A 21,097-nucleotide genomic window follows, 5' to 3' on the forward strand; every position below is an offset into this window, starting at 1 on the left:
ATGACTCTCTCAGAAAAAAGTTGGACCTTGGCGTTATTTGTAGCGAGCGTAATCTCGTCGGCTTGGTGGCCGACAATACCAGATTGGCGTTGGTTGCTGCTGGGAATAATAACCACTGGCTCAATAATCAAATTACGTCGTGGCTTAATTAGCATAGGCGCAATTGCGGGCTTTATGGTTGTCATCGTCCACGGCAATGTATTGGAGTCTCAGAGACAAGCCCTTTTTCAAGCAGGGGAGAATATTACCATAATTGGTAAAGTTGACAGCCCTTTTACGCAAATAAGTCACGGTTATGAAGGTATTGTCGCTATAGAAGCGGTAAATTCTCAAACTCTGTTACCTTTTCTTAAACCTAAAATCCGTCTTATTACGCCTTTTCCACTCGATGTTAACAGTGAGTTTACGACATCCATCTCGTTAAAGCCGATTACAGGTCTACGCAACGAAGCTGGCTTTGATGCTGAAAAGCACGCGATGGGTAAAAATATTATCGCCCGAGCGGTTGTTAACAAAGACGCTAAGTGGATTGTTCGTTCTAATGTATCTCTGCGTCAATCCATTATTGCCGATGTCGCTGATGATGTGTCTTCCCTTCATCATTTCTCGTTAATAAGTGCGTTAGTTTTTGCTGACCGTTCTTGGTTGTCTAAGGAAGATTGGCAAGCGCTCAGGGACAGTGGTTTACTGCATTTGGTCTCCATTTCTGGTTTACATATTGGTATGGCGTTTACTTTTGGGCTAGTCGTGGGCGGTACCGTTCGTTATCTATTACCCCAATACCAGTTGTTGCCTAGCTTATATGGGCTGATTTTCGCTGTTGCCTACGCTTGGTTAGCGGATTTCTCTCTACCTACTACGCGAGCAGTGTCGGTATGCGTTGTTTACGTTCTCCTGAAGTATACTCTGGTGCACTGGACTTCTTGGCGAGTTCTTTTGCTTGCAGTATCTCTACAACTGCTTGTCCAACCTTTTGCATCCTACAGTATGAGCTTTTGGTTATCATACCTCTCCGTTTGTGCGGTATTGTTCGCAATTAATTTGATTCAACATCAAAGGGGAGATTGGAAAACGAAATTAAAAGCGGTATTGCTTACTCAATTGATGTTGGGCGCTTTAATCGTACCTGTTAATGGCCATTTCTTTTCCGGTTTTAGTTTGTCCTCAATAGCCTACAACTTGGTATTTATTCCTTGGTTCGGATTTATCGTTGTACCTTTGATGTTTCTAGCCCTGTTCTCATCTTTGTTTCTTGAAATGATAGCGAAGCCTCTGTGGCATTTGGTGGACTGGTCATTACAGCCATTGAGCACGTCAATACAGTACGCAATAGGTTCTTGGCAACCTATTAGCATGGAAATGACAATGCTGGTTATGGCGATAGTGGTTTGCTTAATATTTCAACGGTTCATGTCTCAGTACGCGTGGTATTTGTTACTCGGCATCGTTATTAGTATCAAGCTTGCATCGGAGTATGAACCGCATTGGCGTATCGATGTATTAGATGTAGGTCATGGCCTTGCAGTGGTTGTAGAAAAAGACGACAAGGTGTTGCTGTATGACACTGGTAAAGCATGGCAAAGCGGCAGTATCGCAGAGCAGGTCGTCACTCCGGTTTTGCATCAACGAGGTTATGAAAGCATAGATACACTGATTCTAAGCCATTCCGATAATGATCACGCAGGCGGCCGCTTTTTCATTGAAGATGCTTTTTCTCCACAACGTAAACTTAGTAGTCAATTCTTTATCGAATATGAGCCTTGCACTAGAGGCGACCAATGGAAATGGCAAGGATTAAACATGGAAGTGCTCTGGCCTCCTGCACTTGTTCAACGTGCGTATAATCCGCACTCCTGTGTATTACGACTTACTGACCCTATTTCTAACTTTAGTATGCTTTTTACTGGTGATATTGAGGCCATTAGCGAGTGGATTTTGCTTAGAGAACCCGGAAAGTTACAAAGCGATGTGATGCTAGTCCCTCACCACGGGAGTAAAAGTTCATCGAATCCTCGATTTATCGAGTCGGTGAGCCCGAGTGTGGCGGTTGCTTCTTTAGCAAAAAACAATCGATGGGGAATGCCAGCGGAAAATGTCGTTGCTTCATACCGAAAGCTTGGCATTACTTGGCTTGATACTGGTGAGGGTGGTCAGGTAAGCTTCTTTATTCACCGTGATAATTGGCACTCAGAAACCAAACGTAGCGATACATTTGAGCCTTGGTATAGGCAGATGCTGCGTAAGGGAGTAGAATGAGAGTCTTAATGTAAGAAAATAAAGCACTTCTATGTCGATAAATACTGATGAAACGACTTGGCAGACGTTTAAGCGTCTATGGCAATTTATTCGCCTTTATAAGTCAGGTCTTGTCGTTGCAGTCATTGCATTAGTTATTAATGCCATATCAGATACCTATATGATTTCCCTGCTAAAACCACTACTCGATGAAGGTTTTGGGAACGCTGAATCTGATTTTTTACGCACGCTTCCATTGATTATTTTTGCCATGATGTTCATCCGTGGCATAAGTGGATTTGTCTCCACCTACTGTTTGAGCTGGGTATCTGGCAACGTAGTTATGCAAGTCCGTCGCATGGTGTTCAATCACTTTATGCACATGCCAGTGTCATACTTTGATAAGGAAAAGACGGGCAACTTATTGTCGCGTATAACCTACGACTCAGAGCAAGTATCAGCGGCAACTAGCCAAGCGTTGGTGAGCATTGTGCGTGAAGGCGCAAGTATCATTGGTCTGTTAGTCTTGATGTTTTACAACAGCTGGCAATTGTCGCTAGTGCTGTTTGCTGTTGCTCCCGTTGTGGCATGGGGTATTGGTGTTGTTTCTAAACGTTTTAGAAAAATATCCAAAAATATGCAGACCATGATGGGTAACGTAACTGCATCAGCAGAGCAGATGCTGAAAGGCCATAAAGTTGTGTTGAGCTATGGCGGCCAAGACATCGAACGTCAACGATTTGAAAAAGTCAGCAACCAAATGCGTCAACAAAGCATGAAGTTGGTGACGGCTCAAGCGGCGGCTAACCCTATCATCCAAATGATTGCATCACTTGCAATTGTTGCCGTTCTTTATTTAGCAAGTATTGATTCGATTAAAGAGCAACTGACTCCAGGTACATTTACTGTTGTCTTCTCTGCAATGTTTGGTCTGATGCGCCCACTTAAAGCGCTGACTAACGTTACTTCTCAGTTCCAACGTGGTATGGCCGCGAGCCAAACGCTCTTCGCGTTAATTGACCTCGAGCCTGAGAAAAACGAAGGTAAGTTGACAGTTGAACGCGCAAATGGCGATGTTTCAGTTAAAAATGTAAGCTTTACTTACACTGGTGCAGAAAAACCAGCATTGGAAAATGTCAGCTTCGATATTCCAAGAGGAAAAACGGTGGCGCTAGTTGGCCGTTCTGGCTCAGGTAAAAGTACCATCGCGAACTTGTTCAACCGCTTCTATGATGTTGACAGTGGATCTATCACATTAGATGGGCATGATATTCGTGATTACGAGCTAAAGAATTTACGTCAGCAATTTGCACTAGTATCGCAAAATGTTCATTTGTTTAATGACACGATAGCAAACAATATTGCGTACGCAACGGATGGCCAATACGAGCGCAGTGATATCGAGAAAGCGGCAACACTCGCGCATGCGATGGAGTTCATCGGCAAAATGGATGATGGACTTGATACCATGATTGGTGAAAATGGTGCTAGCTTGTCTGGTGGTCAACGCCAACGTGTTGCGATTGCGCGAGCTCTATTGCGTGATGCTCCAGTGCTGATTCTTGATGAGGCAACTTCGGCTTTGGATACCGAATCCGAGCGAGCTATTCAAGCTGCACTTGATGAGCTGCAAAAAGATAAAACGGTACTTGTAATAGCGCACCGCTTATCCACAATCGAGAAAGCCGATGAAATTCTTGTGGTTGATGATGGTGCCATCATTGAACGTGGCAACCACGCTGAGCTTATTAAGAAAAATGGTGCGTATGCACAATTGCACCGTATTCAGTTTGGTGAATAAGCGCGGTGATTGAAAAAATCTGGTTTGAAAACCATCCAATAAAATACCTCTTGTGGCCGCTTTTGTGGCCACTGAGTTTATTATTTGGAACGATAAGCAAGTCAAAGCGAAAGCAATACCAAACTGGCCGCAAGCAAGCTTATAATGCGCCAATACCTGTTGTTGTGGTTGGCAATATCACTGCTGGTGGCAATGGTAAAACACCAGTTGTTGTGTGGCTTGTTGAGCAACTACAGCAAATGGGCTTTAAGCCGGGGGTTGTTTCTCGTGGTTATGGGGCAAAGGCTCCTGCCTATCCGTTAGTGCTAAAAGAAGATACGCCAGCGAAGCATTGTGGCGATGAACCTAAGTTGATTCATCGCCGTACAGGAGCACCTGTTGCGGTAGATCCTGTGCGTTCAAATGCAGTGAAAGCACTGCTAGATTTGGATGTGGATATCATAATTACGGATGATGGATTACAACATTATGCGTTAGGCCGTGATATTGAGTTAGTGATTGTGGATGGGAATCGCCGGTTTGGGAATGAAAGCCTGATTCCATTAGGTCCTTTACGTGAAGGTATTGAGCGACTTAAAGAAGTCGACTTTATCATCACCAATGGCGGTCAAGCGCATACGGGCGAAATCGCAATGGCTTTAGCACCCTCTAAAGCTATTAATCTTAAGACTAAGCAACATGTGGATGTCTCGGAGTTGAAAGATCTCGTCGCATTTGCGGGCATTGGGCATCCTCCGCGTTTTTTTCATACACTAAACTCGATGAACGCAGATGTTAAAGTCACAAAAGGTTTTGCTGACCATCAAGACTTTGATCAACAAGAATTAGAAGCATTGGCTCAACAAGGGACCAATGTGGTTATGACCGAGAAAGATGCCGTCAAGTGCAGCCATTATGCGCAAGATAATTGGTGGTATCTGCCTGTATCTGCCCAGTTTGAATCAAACGATGCAGAGCAAATTTTAAATAGAATAAAAGAGGTTAAAGCGGCTTATGGATCACCGTCTACTTGAGATTGTAGCTTGCCCTGTTTGCAAAGGTAAGCTGACGTACGATAAAGATAATCAAGAGTTGATCTGCAAATTGGATCGCCTCGCTTACCCGATCAAAGAGGGTATTCCAGTTCTGCTAGAGCCTGAAGCTCGCACTATGAGCATGGATGAGGGACGCTAATGTCTTTTACGGTTGTCATCCCTTCGCGCTACGCATCGAGCCGTTTGCCTGGTAAACCGCTAGCGGATATTGGTGGTAAGCCTATGGTTCAGTGGGTTTATGAACAAGCGCTACAAGCGGGTGCGGAAGATGTCATCGTTGCAACTGATGACGAGCGTGTTGCGAAAGCGGTTTCGTCATTTGGTGGTAAAGTTTGTATGACCTCTCCCCACCACGAATCAGGTACGGAGCGTCTTGCCGAAGTTGTTGAAAAGATGGCTATTCCGTCAGACCACATTATTGTTAATGTGCAAGGGGATGAGCCTTTGATTCCGCCGTCCATCATTCGTCAGGTTGCTGATAACTTATCTGGGTGTGAAGCCCCGATGGCGACGTTAGCTGTAGAAATAGACTCGGAAGAGGAAGTGTTCAACCCGAACTCTGTTAAAGTTGTCGCAGATGAGCAAGGCTATGCGTTGTACTTTAGTCGAGCAACCATCCCTTGGGATCGCGATAACTTTGCTAAACAAGACAAAACTATTGCCAACCCATTAATGCGTCATATTGGTATTTATGCTTATCGAGCTGGTTTCATTAATACGTATGTCAACTGGGCACCAAGTGCATTAGAGCAGATTGAGTGTCTTGAGCAACTGCGAGTGCTTTGGTACGGTGAAAAAATTCATGTGGCGGTAGCGAAAGAAGCACCAGCGGCAGGGGTTGATACGCCCGAAGACCTAGAAGCCGTGCGCGCGATTGTTGAGAAGCAAGCGTAACAAATGCTCATATAGATTTAAGAATAAACAAGGCTCCTGAATTAGGAGCCTTTTTGTTTTACTTGTATCGCGGTATTAGTTAAATGTTAGTGTCGTATTGGTTCCGTTTAGGGCAGGTCGCTAACACCTCTCGGTGACCGGTGTCTTTCACTTCTTGGAGAATGACATCAAAGCCCCATAATCGATACACGTGCTTTAGAACTTCTTCGTAACTATCATCAAGTGGGATGCGGTTGTGAGGAACGTACTGCAACGTAAGCGAGCGATCACCACGGACATCGACATTAAACACCTGAATGTTTGGCTCAAGATTAGATAAGTTATACTGAGCGGCTAGGGTTTCTCTAATGCGTTTATAACCCATCTCATCGTGTATCGCAGCGACTTCAATAAAGTTCTTATGATCATCATCGTTGATCGCAAACAACTTGAAATCACGCATTAATTTCGGAGAAAGGTATTGGCTAATAAAGCTTTCATCTTTGAAATTATGCATCGCGAAATGCACTGCATCTAACCAGTCGGTTCCTGCCAAGTCTGGAAACCACTCCTTGTCCTCATCAGTTGGTTCTTCACAGATACGCTTAATATCTCGGAACATGGCAAAGCCTAACGCGTAGGGGTTAATGCCATTAAAGTAAGGACTGTTATAAGGCGGCTGAGCCACGACACTGGTGTGGCTATGTAAGAACTCTAGAATGAACTTTTCAGACACCAAGCCCTCATCATAAAGATGGTTGAGTATGGTGTAGTGCCAGAACGTTGCCCAGCCCTCATTCATGACTTGCGTTTGTTTTTGCGGATAAAAATACTGACTGATCTTACGGACGATCCGAACAACTTCACGTTGCCATGGCTCTAACAACGGAGCATGTTTTTCGAAGAAGTAGAGCAAATTTTCCTGAGGCTCGCTTGGGAATCGCTCTTTAATGTCTTCCTCTTTCGTCTTGGCTGTTGGTACCGTGCGCCAAAGCTCATTAACTTGAGATTGTAGGTATGCTTCGCGTTCTTCTTGTCTTGCTTTTTCCTCTGTAATTGAGATTTTCTCTGGACGCTTGTAGCGGTCTACACCAAAGTTCATTAACGCGTGACAAGAGTCGAGCAGCTTTTCCACTTCTTTTACGCCATATCGTTCTTCACATTCGGCTAAGTACTTTTTGGCGAACAGCAGATAGTCGATAATAGAACTGGCGTCAGTCCACGTTTGGAATAGGTAATTACCTTTGAAAAAAGAGTTATGGCCGTAACACGCGTGCGCTATAACGAGTGCTTGCATTGTTACCGTATTTTCTTCCATCAAATAAGCAATACAAGGGTCGGAGTTAATGACAATCTCGTAGGCTAGCCCCATTTGACCATGTTTATAGTTCTGCTCTGTTTGGATGAATTTTTTACCAAATGACCAGTGATTGTAATTGATTGGCATGCCGATACTTGAGTAGGCATCCATCATCTGTTCTGAAGTAATCACTTCTATTTGGTTAGGGTAAGTGTCTAGGCGATAATGCTCCGCGACACGCTTAATTTCTTTGTGGTATCGCTCTAACAGCTCAAATGTCCAATCTGGTCCATCTGGCAACACTTTACTGTTACGCTTCTTAGGCGCCTCTCCTGAGAGGTTTCTCGTTGCGGTATTCATCGCTAGCCTCCTTACGCCGTTTCTTTTTGGAATAGTTCACGAAAGACTGGGAAAATATCCTCCACAGAGCGAATGTTTTTCATTGCGAAATTAGGAAACTCTTCAGTGAGTTTTTCGTACTCATGCCATAGAGTTTGGTGCGAGCGCCGTGTGATCTCTATGTAAGAGTAGTACTGACAGTTTGGAAGTAATTTGTTCACTAATAGATCCCGGCACCTTGGCGAATCATCTGCCCAGTTGTCACCGTCGGATGCTTGAGCTGCATATATGTTCCACTGACCAATCGGGTATCGCTCTTTTACTATTTCATCCATTAACTTGAGTGCGCTAGATACAATGGTGCCCCCGGTTTCTTGTGAGTAGAAAAATTCGTGCTCGTCCACTTCCTTCGCTTGGGTATGGTGGCGGATAAAGACGACTTCGACATTCTCGTAGGTACGAGTTAAGAACAAGTACAAAAGAACATAGAAGCGTTTTGCGATGTCTTTCGTTGCCTGATCCATCGAACCGGATACGTCCATTAGACAGAACATGACCGCTTGGCTCGATGGTACCGGGCGTTTCTCATAGTTCTTGAAGCGTAAGTCGAAGGTATCGATGAACGGCACGCTTTCGATTTTCTTGCGCAGTTCTTCAATTTCAGCCTTCAAGCGGTTCTCTTCAAACTGCTGAGCAGGTTCAATATTTTTGATGCGAGCAAGTTCGTCTTCTAACTCTTTAAGAAGTCGTTTTTTACCGGCAGTCATTGCAGTACGGCGCGCAAGAGATTGTTGCAGAGAACGTACTACGGCGATATTGGAAGGGATACCGGCAGTTTGAAAGCCTGCACGGTGTGTTTTCCATTCAGTGATTTTGGCAATTTGGTTTTTTTCTAGATTAGGCAGCTCGAGATCTTCGAACAAAATATCGAGGTACTCATCTTTTGATATTTGGAATACAAATTCGTCTTGGCCTTCTCCATCTGGACTGGCGTTCCCTTCTCCTGAGCCGCTACCCTGACCGCCACCTTTGGGACGCTCAATTTTATCACCAGTAATAAATTGATCGTTACCGGGATGAACTCGTTCGCGAACACCACCTTTGCCTTGATGAAATATAGGCTCATTGATGTCTTTGTGAGGGATAGAGACGTCTTCGCCCGTTTCCGTATTCGTAATCGAGCGTCGATTCACTGCGTCTGCTACCGACTCTTTTATTTGCTCTTTGTGGCGCTTCAAGAAGCGCTGTCGATTAACAGCGCTCTTGTTCTTGCCATTGAGCCTTCGGTCTATAAATTGCGCCATGAAATAGCCCTCTTCATGTTTCACAAGCGACCTAACTCAATACTGGGTTAGGATGACTTACGTACTCGTAGGTACCACTCAGAAAGTAGGCGAACCTGTTTCTCGGTATAGCCTTTTTCCATCATGCGAGCGACAAAGTCGTCGTGCTTCTTCTGATCTTCAGAAGAGGTTTTCGCATTAAATGAGATAACCGGAAGTAGCTCTTCGGTATTGGAGAACATTTTCTTCTCGATTACTGTGCGCAGTTTTTCGTAGCTGGTCCAAACCGGGTTTTGACCATTGTTATTCGCTTTCGCACGAAGCACAAAGTTAACGATTTCGTTTCGGAAATCTTTCGGGTTAGAAATACCAGCTGTTTTTTCGATCTTCTCTAGCTCAGCATTCAGTGAAGAGCGATCAAATAGCTGACCGGTTTCTGGATCTCGGTACTCTTGGTCTTGAATCCAGAAGTCTGCATAGGTGACATATCGGTCGAAGATGTTTTGGCCGTATTCAGAGTAAGACTCAAGATAAGCGGTCTGAATCTCTTTACCGATAAATTCAACGTATCGAGGTACTAGGTAGCCTTTCAAGAACTCGAGATATTTCTCGGCTGTTTCAGCAGGGAACTGTTCGCGCTCAACCTGTTGTTCAATCACATAGAATAGATGTACAGGGTTGGCTGCCACTTCGGTTTGGTCGAAGTTAAATACGCGTGACAAAATCTTAAAGGCAAAACGTGTTGAGAGACCGTTCATGCCTTCATCGACACCAGCATAATCACGATACTCTTGATAGCTTTTTGCCTTTGGATCCGTATCTTTCAGCGTTTCACCGTCGTATACGCGCATCTTAGAGAAGATGGACGAGTTTTCAGGCTCTTTAAGTCGAGAAAGAATACTGAATTGTGCCAGAGTCTCGAGCGTGCTTGGTGAACAAGGGGCTTGAGACAACTCACTGTTTTCAAGAAGTTTTTGGTAGATTTTGACTTCTTCTGAAACACGTAGACAGTAAGGTACTTTCACAATATAAACACGGTCCAAGAACGCTTCATTGTTCTTGTTGTTACGGAAGGTCTGCCACTCAGATTCGTTTGAGTGAGCCAGAATCATACCGTCGAATGGAATCGCAGAAAGGCCTTCTGTACCGTTGAAGTTGCCTTCTTGCGTTGCTGTTAACAGCGGGTGAAGCACTTTGATTGGTGCTTTGAACATCTCAACGAATTCCATTAAACCTTGGTTTGCTTTACACAGCGCACCGGAGTAGCTGTAAGCGTCTGGATCGTCTTGCGAATAGTGTTCAAGCTTACGAATATCGACTTTACCAACCAATGATGAGATATCTTGGTTGTTTTCATCGCCTGGTTCAGTTTTGGCAATACCGATTTGGTCAAGGATAGAAGGGCGTACTTTCACTACTTTAAATTTGGTGATATCACCACCAAACTCGTGAAGACGTTTAGCGGCCCAAGGAGACATGATCGAGCGAAGATAACGGTGCTCGATGCCATATTCTTTTTTCAAAATATCGCCATCTTCTGTGGCTTTGAATAGGCAGAACGGATGGTCATTCACTGGGCTGCGTTCGCCGTTAGCAGTAAGAACATAAATAGGCATCTGTTCCATCAGAGCCTTAAGCTTTTCTGCAAGCGAAGACTTACCGCCACCTACAGGGCCGAGTAAGTAAAGAATCTGCTTACGCTCTTCTAGGCCTTGCGCCGCATGTTTTAGGTAAGACACAATTTGTTCTATGGCATCTTCCATGCCATAAAAGTCTTTAAAGGTTTCATAACGAGAGATAACACGATTCGAGAAGATTCGGCTTAGTCTCGGATCCTTTGCCGTATCGATTATCTCTGGTTCACCAATCGCCATCAGTAGGCGTTCTGCTGCATTAGCATAAGCGCTTTTGTCATCTTTACACAGGGCTAAAAACTCCTGTAACGACATCTCTTCATCTTTTGCAGCTTCATATCTTGATTGATAGTGGTCGAAAATACTCATGTCGCTTTCCCCTTTAATAGTCAGTCTACCGACGAACGTTGATTCAGGCTTTCCACCAACAGTTATGCTCGTTGTTGTTTGAATATACGTCCTGTTATCACATTTGGTTCGTACAGAATGTAAGATTGGCGACACCAAAGACTTTGCTTTATGGACGGTTTTTTCGTTACAACGGTGAGCGGTGGATATGAATTTTTCAATCACAGCCTTTCTCTACTTAAGCCTAGTCGGGGATTTGCAATTTTGCTTAACAATTATGAATTTATTGTAAAAGTGACATTTGAATCACTCTTTTATTAAGGACGAATTTATGTCGTGAATAGGTGCAATAGAAATCAAATATTTGGCAAAGACGGAAGAGTCTCAGTGATTCGTTGTTCTACATTGAGCAAGGTAAGTGAAAGAGGTAGGAAGAGAGCAAAGTCTTAGATAAGTTTGTGACAGGGTAAATAACAAGGAGAGCGGGCGCTCTCCTCATTCTTAGACGACCATTTTATGCGCTGAAGATTTGCGCTAGTTCGTTTTCACATAAATGATACTGACGAGGGCAGTTACGCCAAGTTTGCAGCATACGGCGGTATTTATCTAGCATCGGCATTTGGCTGTTAAAGTGATGATCTGCCTTGTCAAACTGAGGGTACAAACCTTCAGAATCGATGAGAAAACGTACGTAATGTACTTGTTGCGCTTCTGAAGCGATATCAAATCCCAAGAACTTCAAGCGACGTTGATCCACGTTGCTGCGATCTTCATCTTCTAGCATGTTGTAAGATTCTTGCATCGCATGATACATCTCCATAACGTCGATGATCTCACGACACTCTGCTTCTGAGAGGCAGCCGAAATCTTTGTTCAACTCTCGCATTTGTAGTTCATAACCACGTTCAACGATCGTTTGTAAGCGTTTGTATTTGGCCGCATTACTTGGATCAAGTTGAGACATAAGGTTGTATTGGTTTGATAGAATCAAACGTTGAGCGTTTGACATTTCCATGGTGACCTCACTAGATATCTAATACATTTTTAATGTGCTTAGGTTAACGCTTAAGACATGAGTGAAACATGATCTCAACACATATTTAATACTAAAAAATGGCAAGAACTGTCACTTTTGACCAGTTTGAAAACACTTATTTATGGTAATGATTGTATATGTAGTCTCGGTCTGAAAATACTCTCAGCCACTCTGGCTTGAATACGGTTAAAACCGCCAGTGCCATACCATTTAATAGACCTTCTGGAAAGGCGAGCAACGGCACAAAAACAAAGTAGTTATGTTGAATGGTTTCCCAATCGTAGTGACCAACTGATAGGTGATAAAAAGAGTTAATGATGAGGTGCAGACTTCCTGTTATCGCGCCATTGAAAAATCCAGCAACGAAGATGAAAACAAAAATGTTTCGTGGCAAGTAGTGGTAACTCAGAAGAAACACTAAGTAACTAATGAAAATCGGAATTAGGGCAGATAGAACTAACGACGTGGGTAAGAGTAGCAAGGACACATCATGTAGTAGGTGGTTGACCAACATAGCGGGAATGCTGAGTAGAAATGCCATGCGCCAACCATACATCATCGTCAGCGTTGTTAGTGCAAGAAAATGAATCTGTAATCCTTCTTTTACACCTGCTTGAGCGGCCCATAAAATACTGAAAAAGAAGAGCGTTGCAAAAACGAGGTGCTGAAATCCTTTCTCTTTTTCCAGTTTTGGCCAAACGACTTTTTTCCAATCTGGTAGGCAGTAGACTACTACTATCCAAATTGAGACAACAAGAGAGCCTAAGTTAAACAAATCCATGTTACTTCCTTCCTATGCGAACATGACGCAATCATTTCTATCGTTCTTTTTATACCTAAATGACCGCAGAGAAACTCACTGATAAGGCTTAGATATAATCAAAAAAATACCAGCAATAAGCTGGTATTTTAAAGAGGTTAGTCTTGCGGTTCACTTAGTATTTTACGTTATCGTTGTATTGAGCAAGAATGGATTGAATTTCATCCATGGTTTCTTTCGGTGGCGGGTTTACGCCTTCGAGTGGGTATTCTAAGCCTAACGCTTCCCACTTATGAGCCCCTAATTTGTGGTAAGGAAGTAACTCGACCTTTTCGATGTTATCCATGTCTTTAATAAATTCACCAAGCATGTGTGCTGCTTCTGGGTCATCTGTGTAACCAGGCACGACGACATAGCGAATCCATGTTTTCTTTCCGATTTTTTGCAAGTAACGAGCAAAGTCCAATGTGCGTCGGTTGGATACACCGATGAGATCTTGGTGCACTTCGTCTTTCATGTGTTTGATGTCAAGCATGACTAAGTCTGTTGCATCCAGTACTTCATCGATAACATCAGTGTGCTTACGAACATAACCGTTAGTATCTAGACATGTATGAATGCCTTCGGTTTTAGCTGCGCGGAAAAAATCACGTACGAATTCCGGTTGAAGCATCGCTTCGCCGCCAGAACAAGTAACGCCACCACCTGATGCATTCATGAAGTGGCGGTAACTTTTCGCTTCGGAAATGATTTCTTCAACCGTGACTTCTTTGCCATCATGCGTGTCCCAAGTATCGCGGTTATGGCAATACTTACAGCGCATTAAACAACCTTGCAAGAAGACGATAAATCGAATACCAGGTCCGTCTACGGTACCACATGACTCAAATGAGTGAATACGACCAGCTGTTGACATCTTTTGCTCTCATTACTAGTAAATTCTAGCTGTTATTTTATTACAAAAAGCAGGGTTAAAACAGCTTTGTCGGTACTAAAGGCAAGGTTATTTGAAGAAAGAAAATAGATGGAGCCAATCTACATAAACGCTTGAACACGAGGTGGTTAATACCTACCCCGAGAACTTGCCGTGTATCTAGATTGACTTCGATGCTGGGATAATCCAGTTTTTAGAAAAAGGCGAACACGGAGAACGAGCCTGTCCCATAAACATCGGTTTGGGCTTCTTCATAATCCGGTGTTTTAATTGTAAAGGTGATGCTTGCACCGTAATTTTGGTTGTACCAAGATACCCCCGCGACGGCACTTGCTTGCCAATTTTGCAGTGTGACGTCGTATGGCGCTGACGGTTCAGGAATGCCAGGACGATCTCCTTCGATAGTCATGTCATTAAAGCGGTAACGACCTTCAAACCCGGTGAACAAGAACCAACTCGACGTGTTCTGAGCGATCATACTTGCTGAGAAAGGGCTTTCGACACTGATATTGGCGGCTCCGATGCTATTCGCTAGGTTTGTACCCCAACGAAACATGACGCCTTGAGAGACATCACTACGGAAGTTACCCGCATTGATGTCGTTAATGTTGGTGATCTCCCATTGTGTTTTTTGTTCTTCGCTGCGCATCAATTTGTTAAATACGCGGTAACCAAGGCTGAACGCCACTTTATCTTCAATCTGGTAATCCCAACCTTGAGGGTCCGTCGATCCTGTTATGCCGTGAACGATTTCTTGCGCCTTTTCTGATAGCGAACTTTCACCCGTAGTTCCTATGGTGAAATTGTACCGTACAGCTTTGTCACTCGTTAGGGAAAGGTAGTTGATTTCGGTGTGTAGGTAACCGGCATATGGGCGATCATTGATTAGTGGATAATCGGCTTCAATGTCGCTTGGAGTCCACATCTTGTGGCCAAGAACCAACTCTATTTTATCGATATTGGCGTGCTCTGAGTTAGCTAGACTCAGCCATTTCCATTGGCTTTCTTGTGTCAGTTGGTCTGTCGCGTAAGAAAGGAAAACACCATTCGTATAGTCTTGATCGACGCCAAAAATACCATCGTTGTCGATGGTAAAAGAAACCGTAGACTTAGTGGATGCTATTGCAACTGGAGAAAGAAGGGTAAGAATAATTAATTTACTAAATCTCATAGACTTTATTTGCTAACTTTTTTCGCATCATACGTAAGAATGCGGGCAAAAGTCTTTCGCGATATCACAACTTTCATTCAAGAAATAAAAAAAGGCTGATGCTACTTAGCATCAGCCTTTGTTGTATTACTAGAACGTTATTTCGCTATAGTCTTATAGAGACTCAGTGAATGTACGTGCGATTACGTCAGCTTGTTGCTCTGCAGTTAGAGAGTTGAAGCGAACAGCGTAACCAGATACACGGATTGTTAGCTGAGGGTATTTCTCTGGGTGCTTAACTGCGTCTTCTAGAGTTTCACGGTTAAGAACGTTCACGTTTAGGTGTTGGCCACCTTCGATACCCGCTTCGTGGTGGAAGTAACCATCCATAAGACCAGCAAGGTTAGCGCGTTGTGAACCCTCATCTTTACCTAGTGCGTTAGGTACGATAGAGAATGTGTAAGAGATACCATCTTGTGCGTCAGCAAACGGCAGTTTAGCAACTGAAGTTAGTGATGCTACAGCACCTTTCTCGTCACGACCGTGCATTGGGTTTGCACCTGGAGCAAATGGAGCACCAGCACGACGACCGTCAGGCGTGTTACCAGTTTTCTTACCGTAAACCACGTTTGAAGTGATAGTAAGAATTGACTGAGTAGGGATTGCATCACGGTAAGTCTTAAGCTTACGGATTTTGCCCATAAATACAGAAACAAGTTCACATGCAATGTCATCAACGCGTGGGTCGTTGTTACCGAATTTAGGGTAATCGCCTTCGATTTCGAAGTCGATTGCTAGACCGTCTTCGTCACGAATTGGCTTAACTTTTGCGTATTTAATTGCAGATAGTGAGTCAGCCGCAACAGATAGACCAGCAATACCACAAGCCATAGTACGTTTAACGTCACGGTCGTGTAGAGCCATTAGTGCCGCTTCGTAGCTGTACTTATCGTGCATGAAGTGGATAGCGTTTAGTGCAGTCACATATTGTTTCGCTAGCCAATCCATGAAGTGGTCCATTTTCTCCCACAGTTCATCGTAGTTAAGAACATCGCCTTCGATCTTAGGCATTTGCGGGCCAACTTGGATTTTTAGCTTCTCATCCACACCACCGTTGATGGTGTAAAGCATTGTTTTCGCAAGGTTCGCACGAGCACCGAAGAACTGCATTTGCTTACCAACAACCATTGGAGATACACAACATGCGATCGCGTAGTCGTCGGAGTTCATGTCTGGACGCATTAAGTCGTCATTTTCGTACTGAATAGAAGAAGTATCGATAGATACTTTCGCACAGAACTTCTTGAAGCCTTCAGGTAGTTGCTCAGACCAAAGAACAGTGATGTTTGGCTCTGGAGAAGGACCCATAGTGTATAGTGAGTTTAGGAAACGGAAGTTTGTACGAGTAACTAGCGTACGACCGTCAAGACCCATACCACCCATAGACTCAGTTGCCCAGATAGGGTCGCCAGAGAATAGATCATCGTACTCAGGAGTACGTAGGAAACGAACCATACGTAGTTTCATTACGAAGTGGTCGATCATTTCCTGAGCTTGTTCTTCAGTTAGCTTACCAGCCGCGATATCACGTTCGATGAAGATGTCTAGGAACGTAGAAGTACGACCTAGAGACATAGCCGCACCGTTTTGAGATTTAACAGCAGCTAGGTAACCGAAGTAAGTCCACTGAATAGCTTCTTGCGCAGTTTCAGCAGGACGAGAAATATCACAACCGTATTTTGCAGCCATTTCTTTGATTTGACCTAGAGCACGGTGTTGCTCTGCGATCTCTTCACGAAGCTGCATTGTCATTTGTAGGTCTTCGCCGTTCTCAAAACGCTCTTGTAGAGAAGAGAACTGCGCGAATTTATCCTTCATTAGGAAGTCAATACCGTATAGAGCAACACGACGGTAGTCACCGATGATACGACCACGACCGTATGCATCTGGAAGACCAGTCAGTACGCCAGATTTACGACACGCCATGATTTGAGGAGTGTAGATATCGAAAACGCCTTGGTTGTGAGTTTTACGGTATTCTGTGTAGATTTTTTTAACTTGTGGGTCTAGCTCGCGGTCGTAGGCTTTGCATGAACCTTCAACCATGCGGATACCACCGTTAGGGATGATCGCACGTTTTAGAGGAGCGTCAGTTTGAAGACCTACGATAGTTTCTAGGTCTTTTTCGATGTAGCCTGCATCGTGAGCAGTGATGGTAGAGATAACTGAAGTATCAAAATCAACAGGAGCGTGAGTCGCGTTCTCTTGTTTGATGCCTTCCATTACCTTAGCCCAAAGCTTGTTAGTCGCTTCAGTACCTTCAGAAACTAGGAAAGATTCGTCGCCTTCGTACGGAGTGTAGTTCTTCTGAATGAAATCACGAACGTTTACTTCGTTTTGCCAGTCGCCTGCAGCAAAACCTTCCCAAGCTTTAGCAAATTGCTCTGCCATGACATACCTACCTTTTTAGTAGAAAAAAATACGTACTGCTTCGCCGTTGAGCCAGCTATCCCCAGATAAAAGAGGGGAACAGTACACTCTTATGAATAACAATATTTATAGTCTTAAATTTACGTATTCGATTTACAAAACTATAAATATTGTCACTAGTTTTAACGTTTCTCTTTTTAAGCAACAGTTAGAGGTTAAACTAAAATTTTTTTGCAAACCTTAAACTAAATCAATAAATCCTCAAAAATCTCGATAAAAATGGGGTAGCGACGAGCGCTACCCACAAATTTCTGGACTGCTAGCTTATAGCCAAGCTTGGATGCCATACTGGCCTTCAAGCATACCAACTGCAAGCATAGCAACTAAACAGATAACAAGTACGCTTACTGGGATCACAATCTTGTCTACAAATGATAGGCGAGACGCGCGCTCTTTATCTCCAATTAAACCGTTGTTATCTAAAAGCATAGTTAGTGCCCAAGCTAGAACTGGGTTAACAACGGCAGAACCAAAGATACAGATACCTGCTGCTTGTGAGTCTTTCGAGTCCTTCACCATCTGCATGCCAGCTTCAAGCAGTGGTAGAGATACACCAACGAGAAGAGCAACGCGCATAACTGGAGGCCATACTGCAACGTCCATAGGAAAACCAAGGATTGCAACAATAATACATAGAGAGCCTAGTAAGATGGCACCAGCAGGAATAGGGCGTTTCGCGATTGCAGCAGGGATCATGTAAGTCCCCCAAGATGATGTGATGTTACCACCACCCACTGCAGTACCGACCATTTGGCGAACGGAACACATTGTCATTGTGTCATCAACGTCCATCAGCACTTTCTCACTCTTACGTGGGTAGTTCATCTCTTGGAAGATACGGTGACCCAAGAAGTCAGGTGACCACATTGCTACCGCAAGAATGGCGAATGGTAGTGAAGCGATGAAGTGTTCCATATTAGGAAGACCAAGCATCCAACCTTCTTCTGTTGAACCCCACCAGTAGATTGGATTTAGGTTTGGAAGGCCTGTCTCGGTTACGAATTTAATATCGAAGCCTGCGCCAAGAGCCAGTGCGATTGCAAGCCCAGTGAAGGCACAAACAGGGATCGCTAGCCAGCGTTTGTTCACTTTAGCAAGGAACGCGTATAAGCCAATGGTAACCGCAAGAACAATCAGACCGATGTAACCCATGCTACCAGCGGCAACCGTATCGGATTGCAAACCAACAGCCCAAGCTTGAATAGAGTTAATTTGGCTCATGGTTCCGGTTAAACCTAGGAAAATAAGAAGGCCACCAGCCGTACCTTCAGAGGTGAGGTTAACCAGTTTTGACCCACCTTTTAAGAGGCTCAAAATCAAACCAAACACACCAATGAGAATTGCTAATGCAAGAGGGTGAGCACCAGCAAGAGCGATGGTACCAATAAGAGGGATCATTGGGCCGTGGTTGCCTGCTAGGTTGGCTTTAGGGTTAATAAAACCAGAGGCAAGTACACAGAAAAGAAGTGCAGGGATGAGCATTTCTACACGCGCAACTTCGATAGCAAAGTCCTTGCCTAAGTTTACGTGGTCCCATGCTGCAGTAAGACCTTCAGCCCAAGACATCATTACCGCAGAGTACATTGCGATAATACCGATAGTACCAGCAAGTGCTGGAACAAGGTCTTCAAGCTCAAAGCGGAAGTCACGACCTGGCAAGTTCAAGCCAAAACGACGTGGCTTCATGATTTGTAGTTCGTGGTCTAGGTAGTCTGAACGGCTTGCGAACTCAGATGCTGGACGATGAAGCTCACGGTAGCTCTTGGTCTCGATATCTGAATCAGAGTGCGTTTTGTTAACTGCGTCTGACATAGATTCCTCATATATTTAAAAGTTATGAATTCTTCATTCAATTGTGTTAATCCGCATCCTGCGGCACGCTTATGCTAGCTATTGTTAGATTTGTTACACGTCGACACTGTGCCTAAGCATAGCTAATAACTTATTGTGTTGAGGCACAAAAAAAGCCTCATCTTTTGGCAGGAGTCTAGCAAGATAGCCATTTAGGGTGATTGATTTAGATCACTTTAAGAATGGTTGTGAAATAAAACTACAGAAAGTTTCTGGCATGCGAATGAGATGCGGAGATCTTGTGTAATTTCATTACACAAGTTGCATAAAATTAGAACTTTTTGTCCTTTTGCACGAGATGCAGATTAAATGTCAATATTCACGATGATTATATAAAGCTGGCTTTATTCTTGCTTTGGACAGAGCAAAGACAATTTTTTGGCTAATCATTGCCGCTCAGTTTAGGAAAAAGACATGAAACAGCTTAAAGTACTGCCACTAGTGGCAATCATCTCAGGGTTAATGGTCGGTTGCGGCGGCGGTGGCGGCGGTGGCGGTGGTGCAGCGCCGAAAACTGCGTTTACTTTTGATTTTGCTATACCAGCAACAATGACTGAAAGTGAAGCAACTACGAAAGGTTGTACTGTATATGACCACAAAACTGAGCTGAACGGCGATAAAACGGTTTTAACCTATAGTGCAGCGTCAAAAGAGCAAGTGACCAACTATGTTATCGGTTACTACTCTGATGCCGATGGCAAAAGATCCGGAGACATTATCAAACCTACCACTGATAACTTTAAGTTTTATCTTGAAGATATCCCTGACGGCGGCTTTGTAACGTTTCAAGCAATAGAATTTAACGGCAAAGAAGCTCGCGTAAACACGTTTTCAAAAGAGTTCTTGCAAGATAAGAAACTACGTAATGCTACTTTTGCACTAAACCGAGACTCTTTGAACAAATGCTTTACTGGCGGTAACTTAGCAAGCAATAAGTTTACTAACTTAGATTACCGAAACGCTGAATCAGGTGGCGGAGATTACAACTTTGTCTCGCAAACCGATATTTTCACGTCTCCGAACCCTGATATGTTGCCTACTGATGAACTGATGGGGCTTAAAGGTGAACCAACGGCATTGTTTCAGTATGAATCAGGTTCAAGCGACAAAGCGCTTTACCAATATGGTATTGGTTCGTGGGGAACTGGTGAGATAGCCTTAGTTAGAGCGGATAATACGTCAAACATTTATTCGTCTTCTGACTATACTTACGACTCGCTTAACATTGGCTTTGTTACTAACGGCTTTGCATATGACGCGTTGAAGCTAGATAAAACGGCCGTTGAATATAATCGCCCTAGTGCAACGAATAAAGAAACTTGGGTATACATGGCGTTCTCAGAGAATCAAGTTAATGGTTGGGAGTCTCTACTTAACGAAACGATCTCTGACGGATGGGATATTGACGTTGATCCGAGTGCTTACTTAAATATTGATAACCTGCCGAACACAAAACCAAGTGTATCAACGCAAGGAAGTGCAGAGTCCGTGATTGATCTGGACATGGGCTTAACATCGTCTACTGAAGGCTTTACTCGTGTTGCTTACTTTGCAACTTCAGGCGACTACAGAGTCACACATCGCATTTTCACAACAAGTGATAGTGATTCTGTTGTTGTTCCAGAATTGCATTACTACAACTTCCCAACATCGGCCGTTAACGGTTTGAAGGTTTCAGCTTCGGACGATTTTAATCGCACTGCTTTAGTAGTGAATGAAGATAGTAATATTGATTCTAAAGTTTTCATGAGCTTCTTCTCCAATGGTGAAGCGTCAGAGCCTGAACTAGATGAAGACCTAGATGGCATCATTACTTCTGAAAAAGAAGGCTTAGAAAATGAAGTGACATTACGTACTTCAAACTCGTTGGTAGTCAGTCGTTTTAATTAATTCATTGCGACCTCGAATAGGTTTCAATTAACACTTTTGTAAATTTATTAAGCCCCTTTGAAAGGGGCTTTTTTATATTTAATATTCAACTTTTGAAGAATATGTTGCTATATATTGCATATTAATTTGTCTATCGTAT

At 43.6% G+C, this 21,097-nt stretch carries 15 protein-coding genes; 6 read left to right on the plus strand and 9 right to left on the minus strand.

Translation table 11 applies throughout. The annotated features are described in order from the left end of the window. From R7R24_RS06245 to kdsB, 5 genes are read left to right on the plus strand one after another with little or no spacing between them, the layout of a single operon-like run. Nucleotides 1-2,256 carry a DNA internalization-related competence protein ComEC/Rec2 gene (locus tag R7R24_RS06245; protein ID WP_191115698.1) on the plus strand — a complete coding sequence of 752 codons (2,256 nt, stop codon included), beginning with the start codon at nt 1-3 and terminating at the stop codon, nt 2,254-2,256. A 31-nt stretch (nt 2,257-2,287) separates the two neighbouring features. Continuing rightward, a complete protein-coding gene (gene msbA / locus R7R24_RS06250) occupies nt 2,288-4,036 on the plus strand; it encodes a lipid A ABC transporter ATP-binding protein/permease MsbA (protein WP_017820018.1) in 1,749 nt (582 codons plus the stop codon). A gap of 5 nt (nt 4,037-4,041) precedes the next feature. Then, nucleotides 4,042-5,049, plus strand: a complete 1,008-nt coding sequence (gene lpxK / locus R7R24_RS06255; protein ID WP_017820019.1) for a tetraacyldisaccharide 4'-kinase — start codon at nt 4,042-4,044, stop codon at nt 5,047-5,049. After that, nucleotides 5,030-5,209: a Trm112 family protein gene (locus R7R24_RS06260; RefSeq protein WP_005378451.1), complete on the plus strand. Its 180-nt coding sequence runs from the start codon at nt 5,030-5,032 to the stop codon at nt 5,207-5,209. Before lpxK ends, R7R24_RS06260 begins: the two co-directional genes overlap by 20 nt. Beyond that, nucleotides 5,209-5,964 (plus strand): 3-deoxy-manno-octulosonate cytidylyltransferase, encoded by a 756-nt coding sequence (gene kdsB / locus R7R24_RS06265; protein WP_191115699.1) that lies wholly within the window; start codon nt 5,209-5,211, stop codon nt 5,962-5,964. Before R7R24_RS06260 ends, kdsB begins: the two co-directional genes overlap by 1 nt. 79 nt (nt 5,965-6,043) lie before the next feature. On the opposite strand, the gene R7R24_RS06270 is transcribed toward kdsB, so the two are convergent. From R7R24_RS06270 to R7R24_RS06310, 9 genes are all read right to left on the minus strand, one after another. Beyond that, a complete protein-coding gene (locus R7R24_RS06270; protein WP_005378449.1) occupies nt 6,044-7,603 on the minus strand; it encodes a SpoVR family protein in 1,560 nt (519 codons plus the stop codon). Nucleotides 7,604-7,614: 11 nt separating this feature from the next. Next, nucleotides 7,615-8,886, minus strand: a complete 1,272-nt coding sequence (locus R7R24_RS06275) for a YeaH/YhbH family protein (RefSeq protein WP_005378448.1) — start codon at nt 8,884-8,886, stop codon at nt 7,615-7,617. Nucleotides 8,887-8,933: 47 nt separating this feature from the next. Further along, entirely contained in the window at nt 8,934-10,868 is a 1,935-nt protein-coding gene (locus R7R24_RS06280) for a PrkA family serine protein kinase (protein WP_005378447.1), read from the minus strand. 493 nt (nt 10,869-11,361) lie between these two features. Continuing rightward, nucleotides 11,362-11,862, minus strand: coding sequence for a YfbU family protein (locus R7R24_RS06285; protein WP_017820021.1), 501 nt, complete (start codon nt 11,860-11,862; stop codon nt 11,362-11,364). Nucleotides 11,863-11,998: 136 nt separating this feature from the next. Next, complete coding sequence (locus R7R24_RS06290) at nt 11,999-12,664, minus strand: energy-coupling factor ABC transporter permease (RefSeq protein WP_053303246.1); 666 nt, start codon at nt 12,662-12,664, stop codon at nt 11,999-12,001. A 154-nt stretch (nt 12,665-12,818) separates the two neighbouring features. Next, nucleotides 12,819-13,559: a pyruvate formate lyase 1-activating protein gene (pflA, locus tag R7R24_RS06295; protein WP_005387854.1), complete on the minus strand. Its 741-nt coding sequence runs from the start codon at nt 13,557-13,559 to the stop codon at nt 12,819-12,821. Nucleotides 13,560-13,770: 211 nt separating this feature from the next. Continuing rightward, complete coding sequence (locus R7R24_RS06300; RefSeq protein ID WP_005378443.1) at nt 13,771-14,748, minus strand: lipid A deacylase LpxR family protein; 978 nt, start codon at nt 14,746-14,748, stop codon at nt 13,771-13,773. Between the two features lie 153 nt (nt 14,749-14,901). Then, nucleotides 14,902-17,178: a formate C-acetyltransferase gene (gene pflB, locus R7R24_RS06305; protein ID WP_005378442.1), complete on the minus strand. Its 2,277-nt coding sequence runs from the start codon at nt 17,176-17,178 to the stop codon at nt 14,902-14,904. A gap of 303 nt (nt 17,179-17,481) precedes the next feature. After that, complete coding sequence (locus R7R24_RS06310) at nt 17,482-19,029, minus strand: DUF3360 family protein (RefSeq protein WP_005378441.1); 1,548 nt, start codon at nt 19,027-19,029, stop codon at nt 17,482-17,484. A gap of 453 nt (nt 19,030-19,482) precedes the next feature. On the opposite strand from R7R24_RS06310, the gene R7R24_RS06315 reads away from it, so the two are divergent. Continuing rightward, nucleotides 19,483-20,958 carry a hypothetical protein gene (locus R7R24_RS06315; protein ID WP_017820023.1) on the plus strand — a complete coding sequence of 492 codons (1,476 nt, stop codon included), beginning with the start codon at nt 19,483-19,485 and terminating at the stop codon, nt 20,956-20,958. The last annotated feature ends 139 nt before the right edge of the window (nt 20,959-21,097 follow it).

Source organism: Vibrio sp. 704 (genome assembly GCF_033339295.1).

Bases quoted from the DNA above. Each gene is read 5' to 3' on its own strand.
- R7R24_RS06290 (WP_053303246.1), bottom strand. From the start codon at position 12,664: ATGGATTTGTTTAACTTAGGCTCTCTTGTTGTCTCAATTTGGATAGTA.
- R7R24_RS06275 (WP_005378448.1), bottom strand. From the start codon at position 8,886: ATGGCGCAATTTATAGACCGAAGGCTCAATGGCAAGAACAAGAGCGCT.
- R7R24_RS06280 (WP_005378447.1), bottom strand. From the start codon at position 10,868: ATGAGTATTTTCGACCACTATCAATCAAGATATGAAGCTGCAAAAGAT.
- R7R24_RS06270 (WP_005378449.1), bottom strand. From the start codon at position 7,603: ATGAATACCGCAACGAGAAACCTCTCAGGAGAGGCGCCTAAGAAGCGT.
- R7R24_RS06285 (WP_017820021.1), bottom strand. From the start codon at position 11,862: ATGGAAATGTCAAACGCTCAACGTTTGATTCTATCAAACCAATACAAC.
- pflB (WP_005378442.1), bottom strand. From the start codon at position 17,178: ATGGCAGAGCAATTTGCTAAAGCTTGGGAAGGTTTTGCTGCAGGCGAC.
- R7R24_RS06260 (WP_005378451.1), top strand. From the start codon at position 5,030: ATGGATCACCGTCTACTTGAGATTGTAGCTTGCCCTGTTTGCAAAGGT.
- kdsB (WP_191115699.1), top strand. From the start codon at position 5,209: ATGTCTTTTACGGTTGTCATCCCTTCGCGCTACGCATCGAGCCGTTTG.
- R7R24_RS06245 (WP_191115698.1), top strand. From the start codon at position 1: ATGACTCTCTCAGAAAAAAGTTGGACCTTGGCGTTATTTGTAGCGAGC.
- msbA (WP_017820018.1), top strand. From the start codon at position 2,288: ATGTCGATAAATACTGATGAAACGACTTGGCAGACGTTTAAGCGTCTA.
- R7R24_RS06300 (WP_005378443.1), bottom strand. From the start codon at position 14,748: ATGAGATTTAGTAAATTAATTATTCTTACCCTTCTTTCTCCAGTTGCA.
- R7R24_RS06315 (WP_017820023.1), top strand. From the start codon at position 19,483: ATGAAACAGCTTAAAGTACTGCCACTAGTGGCAATCATCTCAGGGTTA.
- R7R24_RS06310 (WP_005378441.1), bottom strand. From the start codon at position 19,029: ATGTCAGACGCAGTTAACAAAACGCACTCTGATTCAGATATCGAGACC.
- pflA (WP_005387854.1), bottom strand. From the start codon at position 13,559: ATGTCAACAGCTGGTCGTATTCACTCATTTGAGTCATGTGGTACCGTA.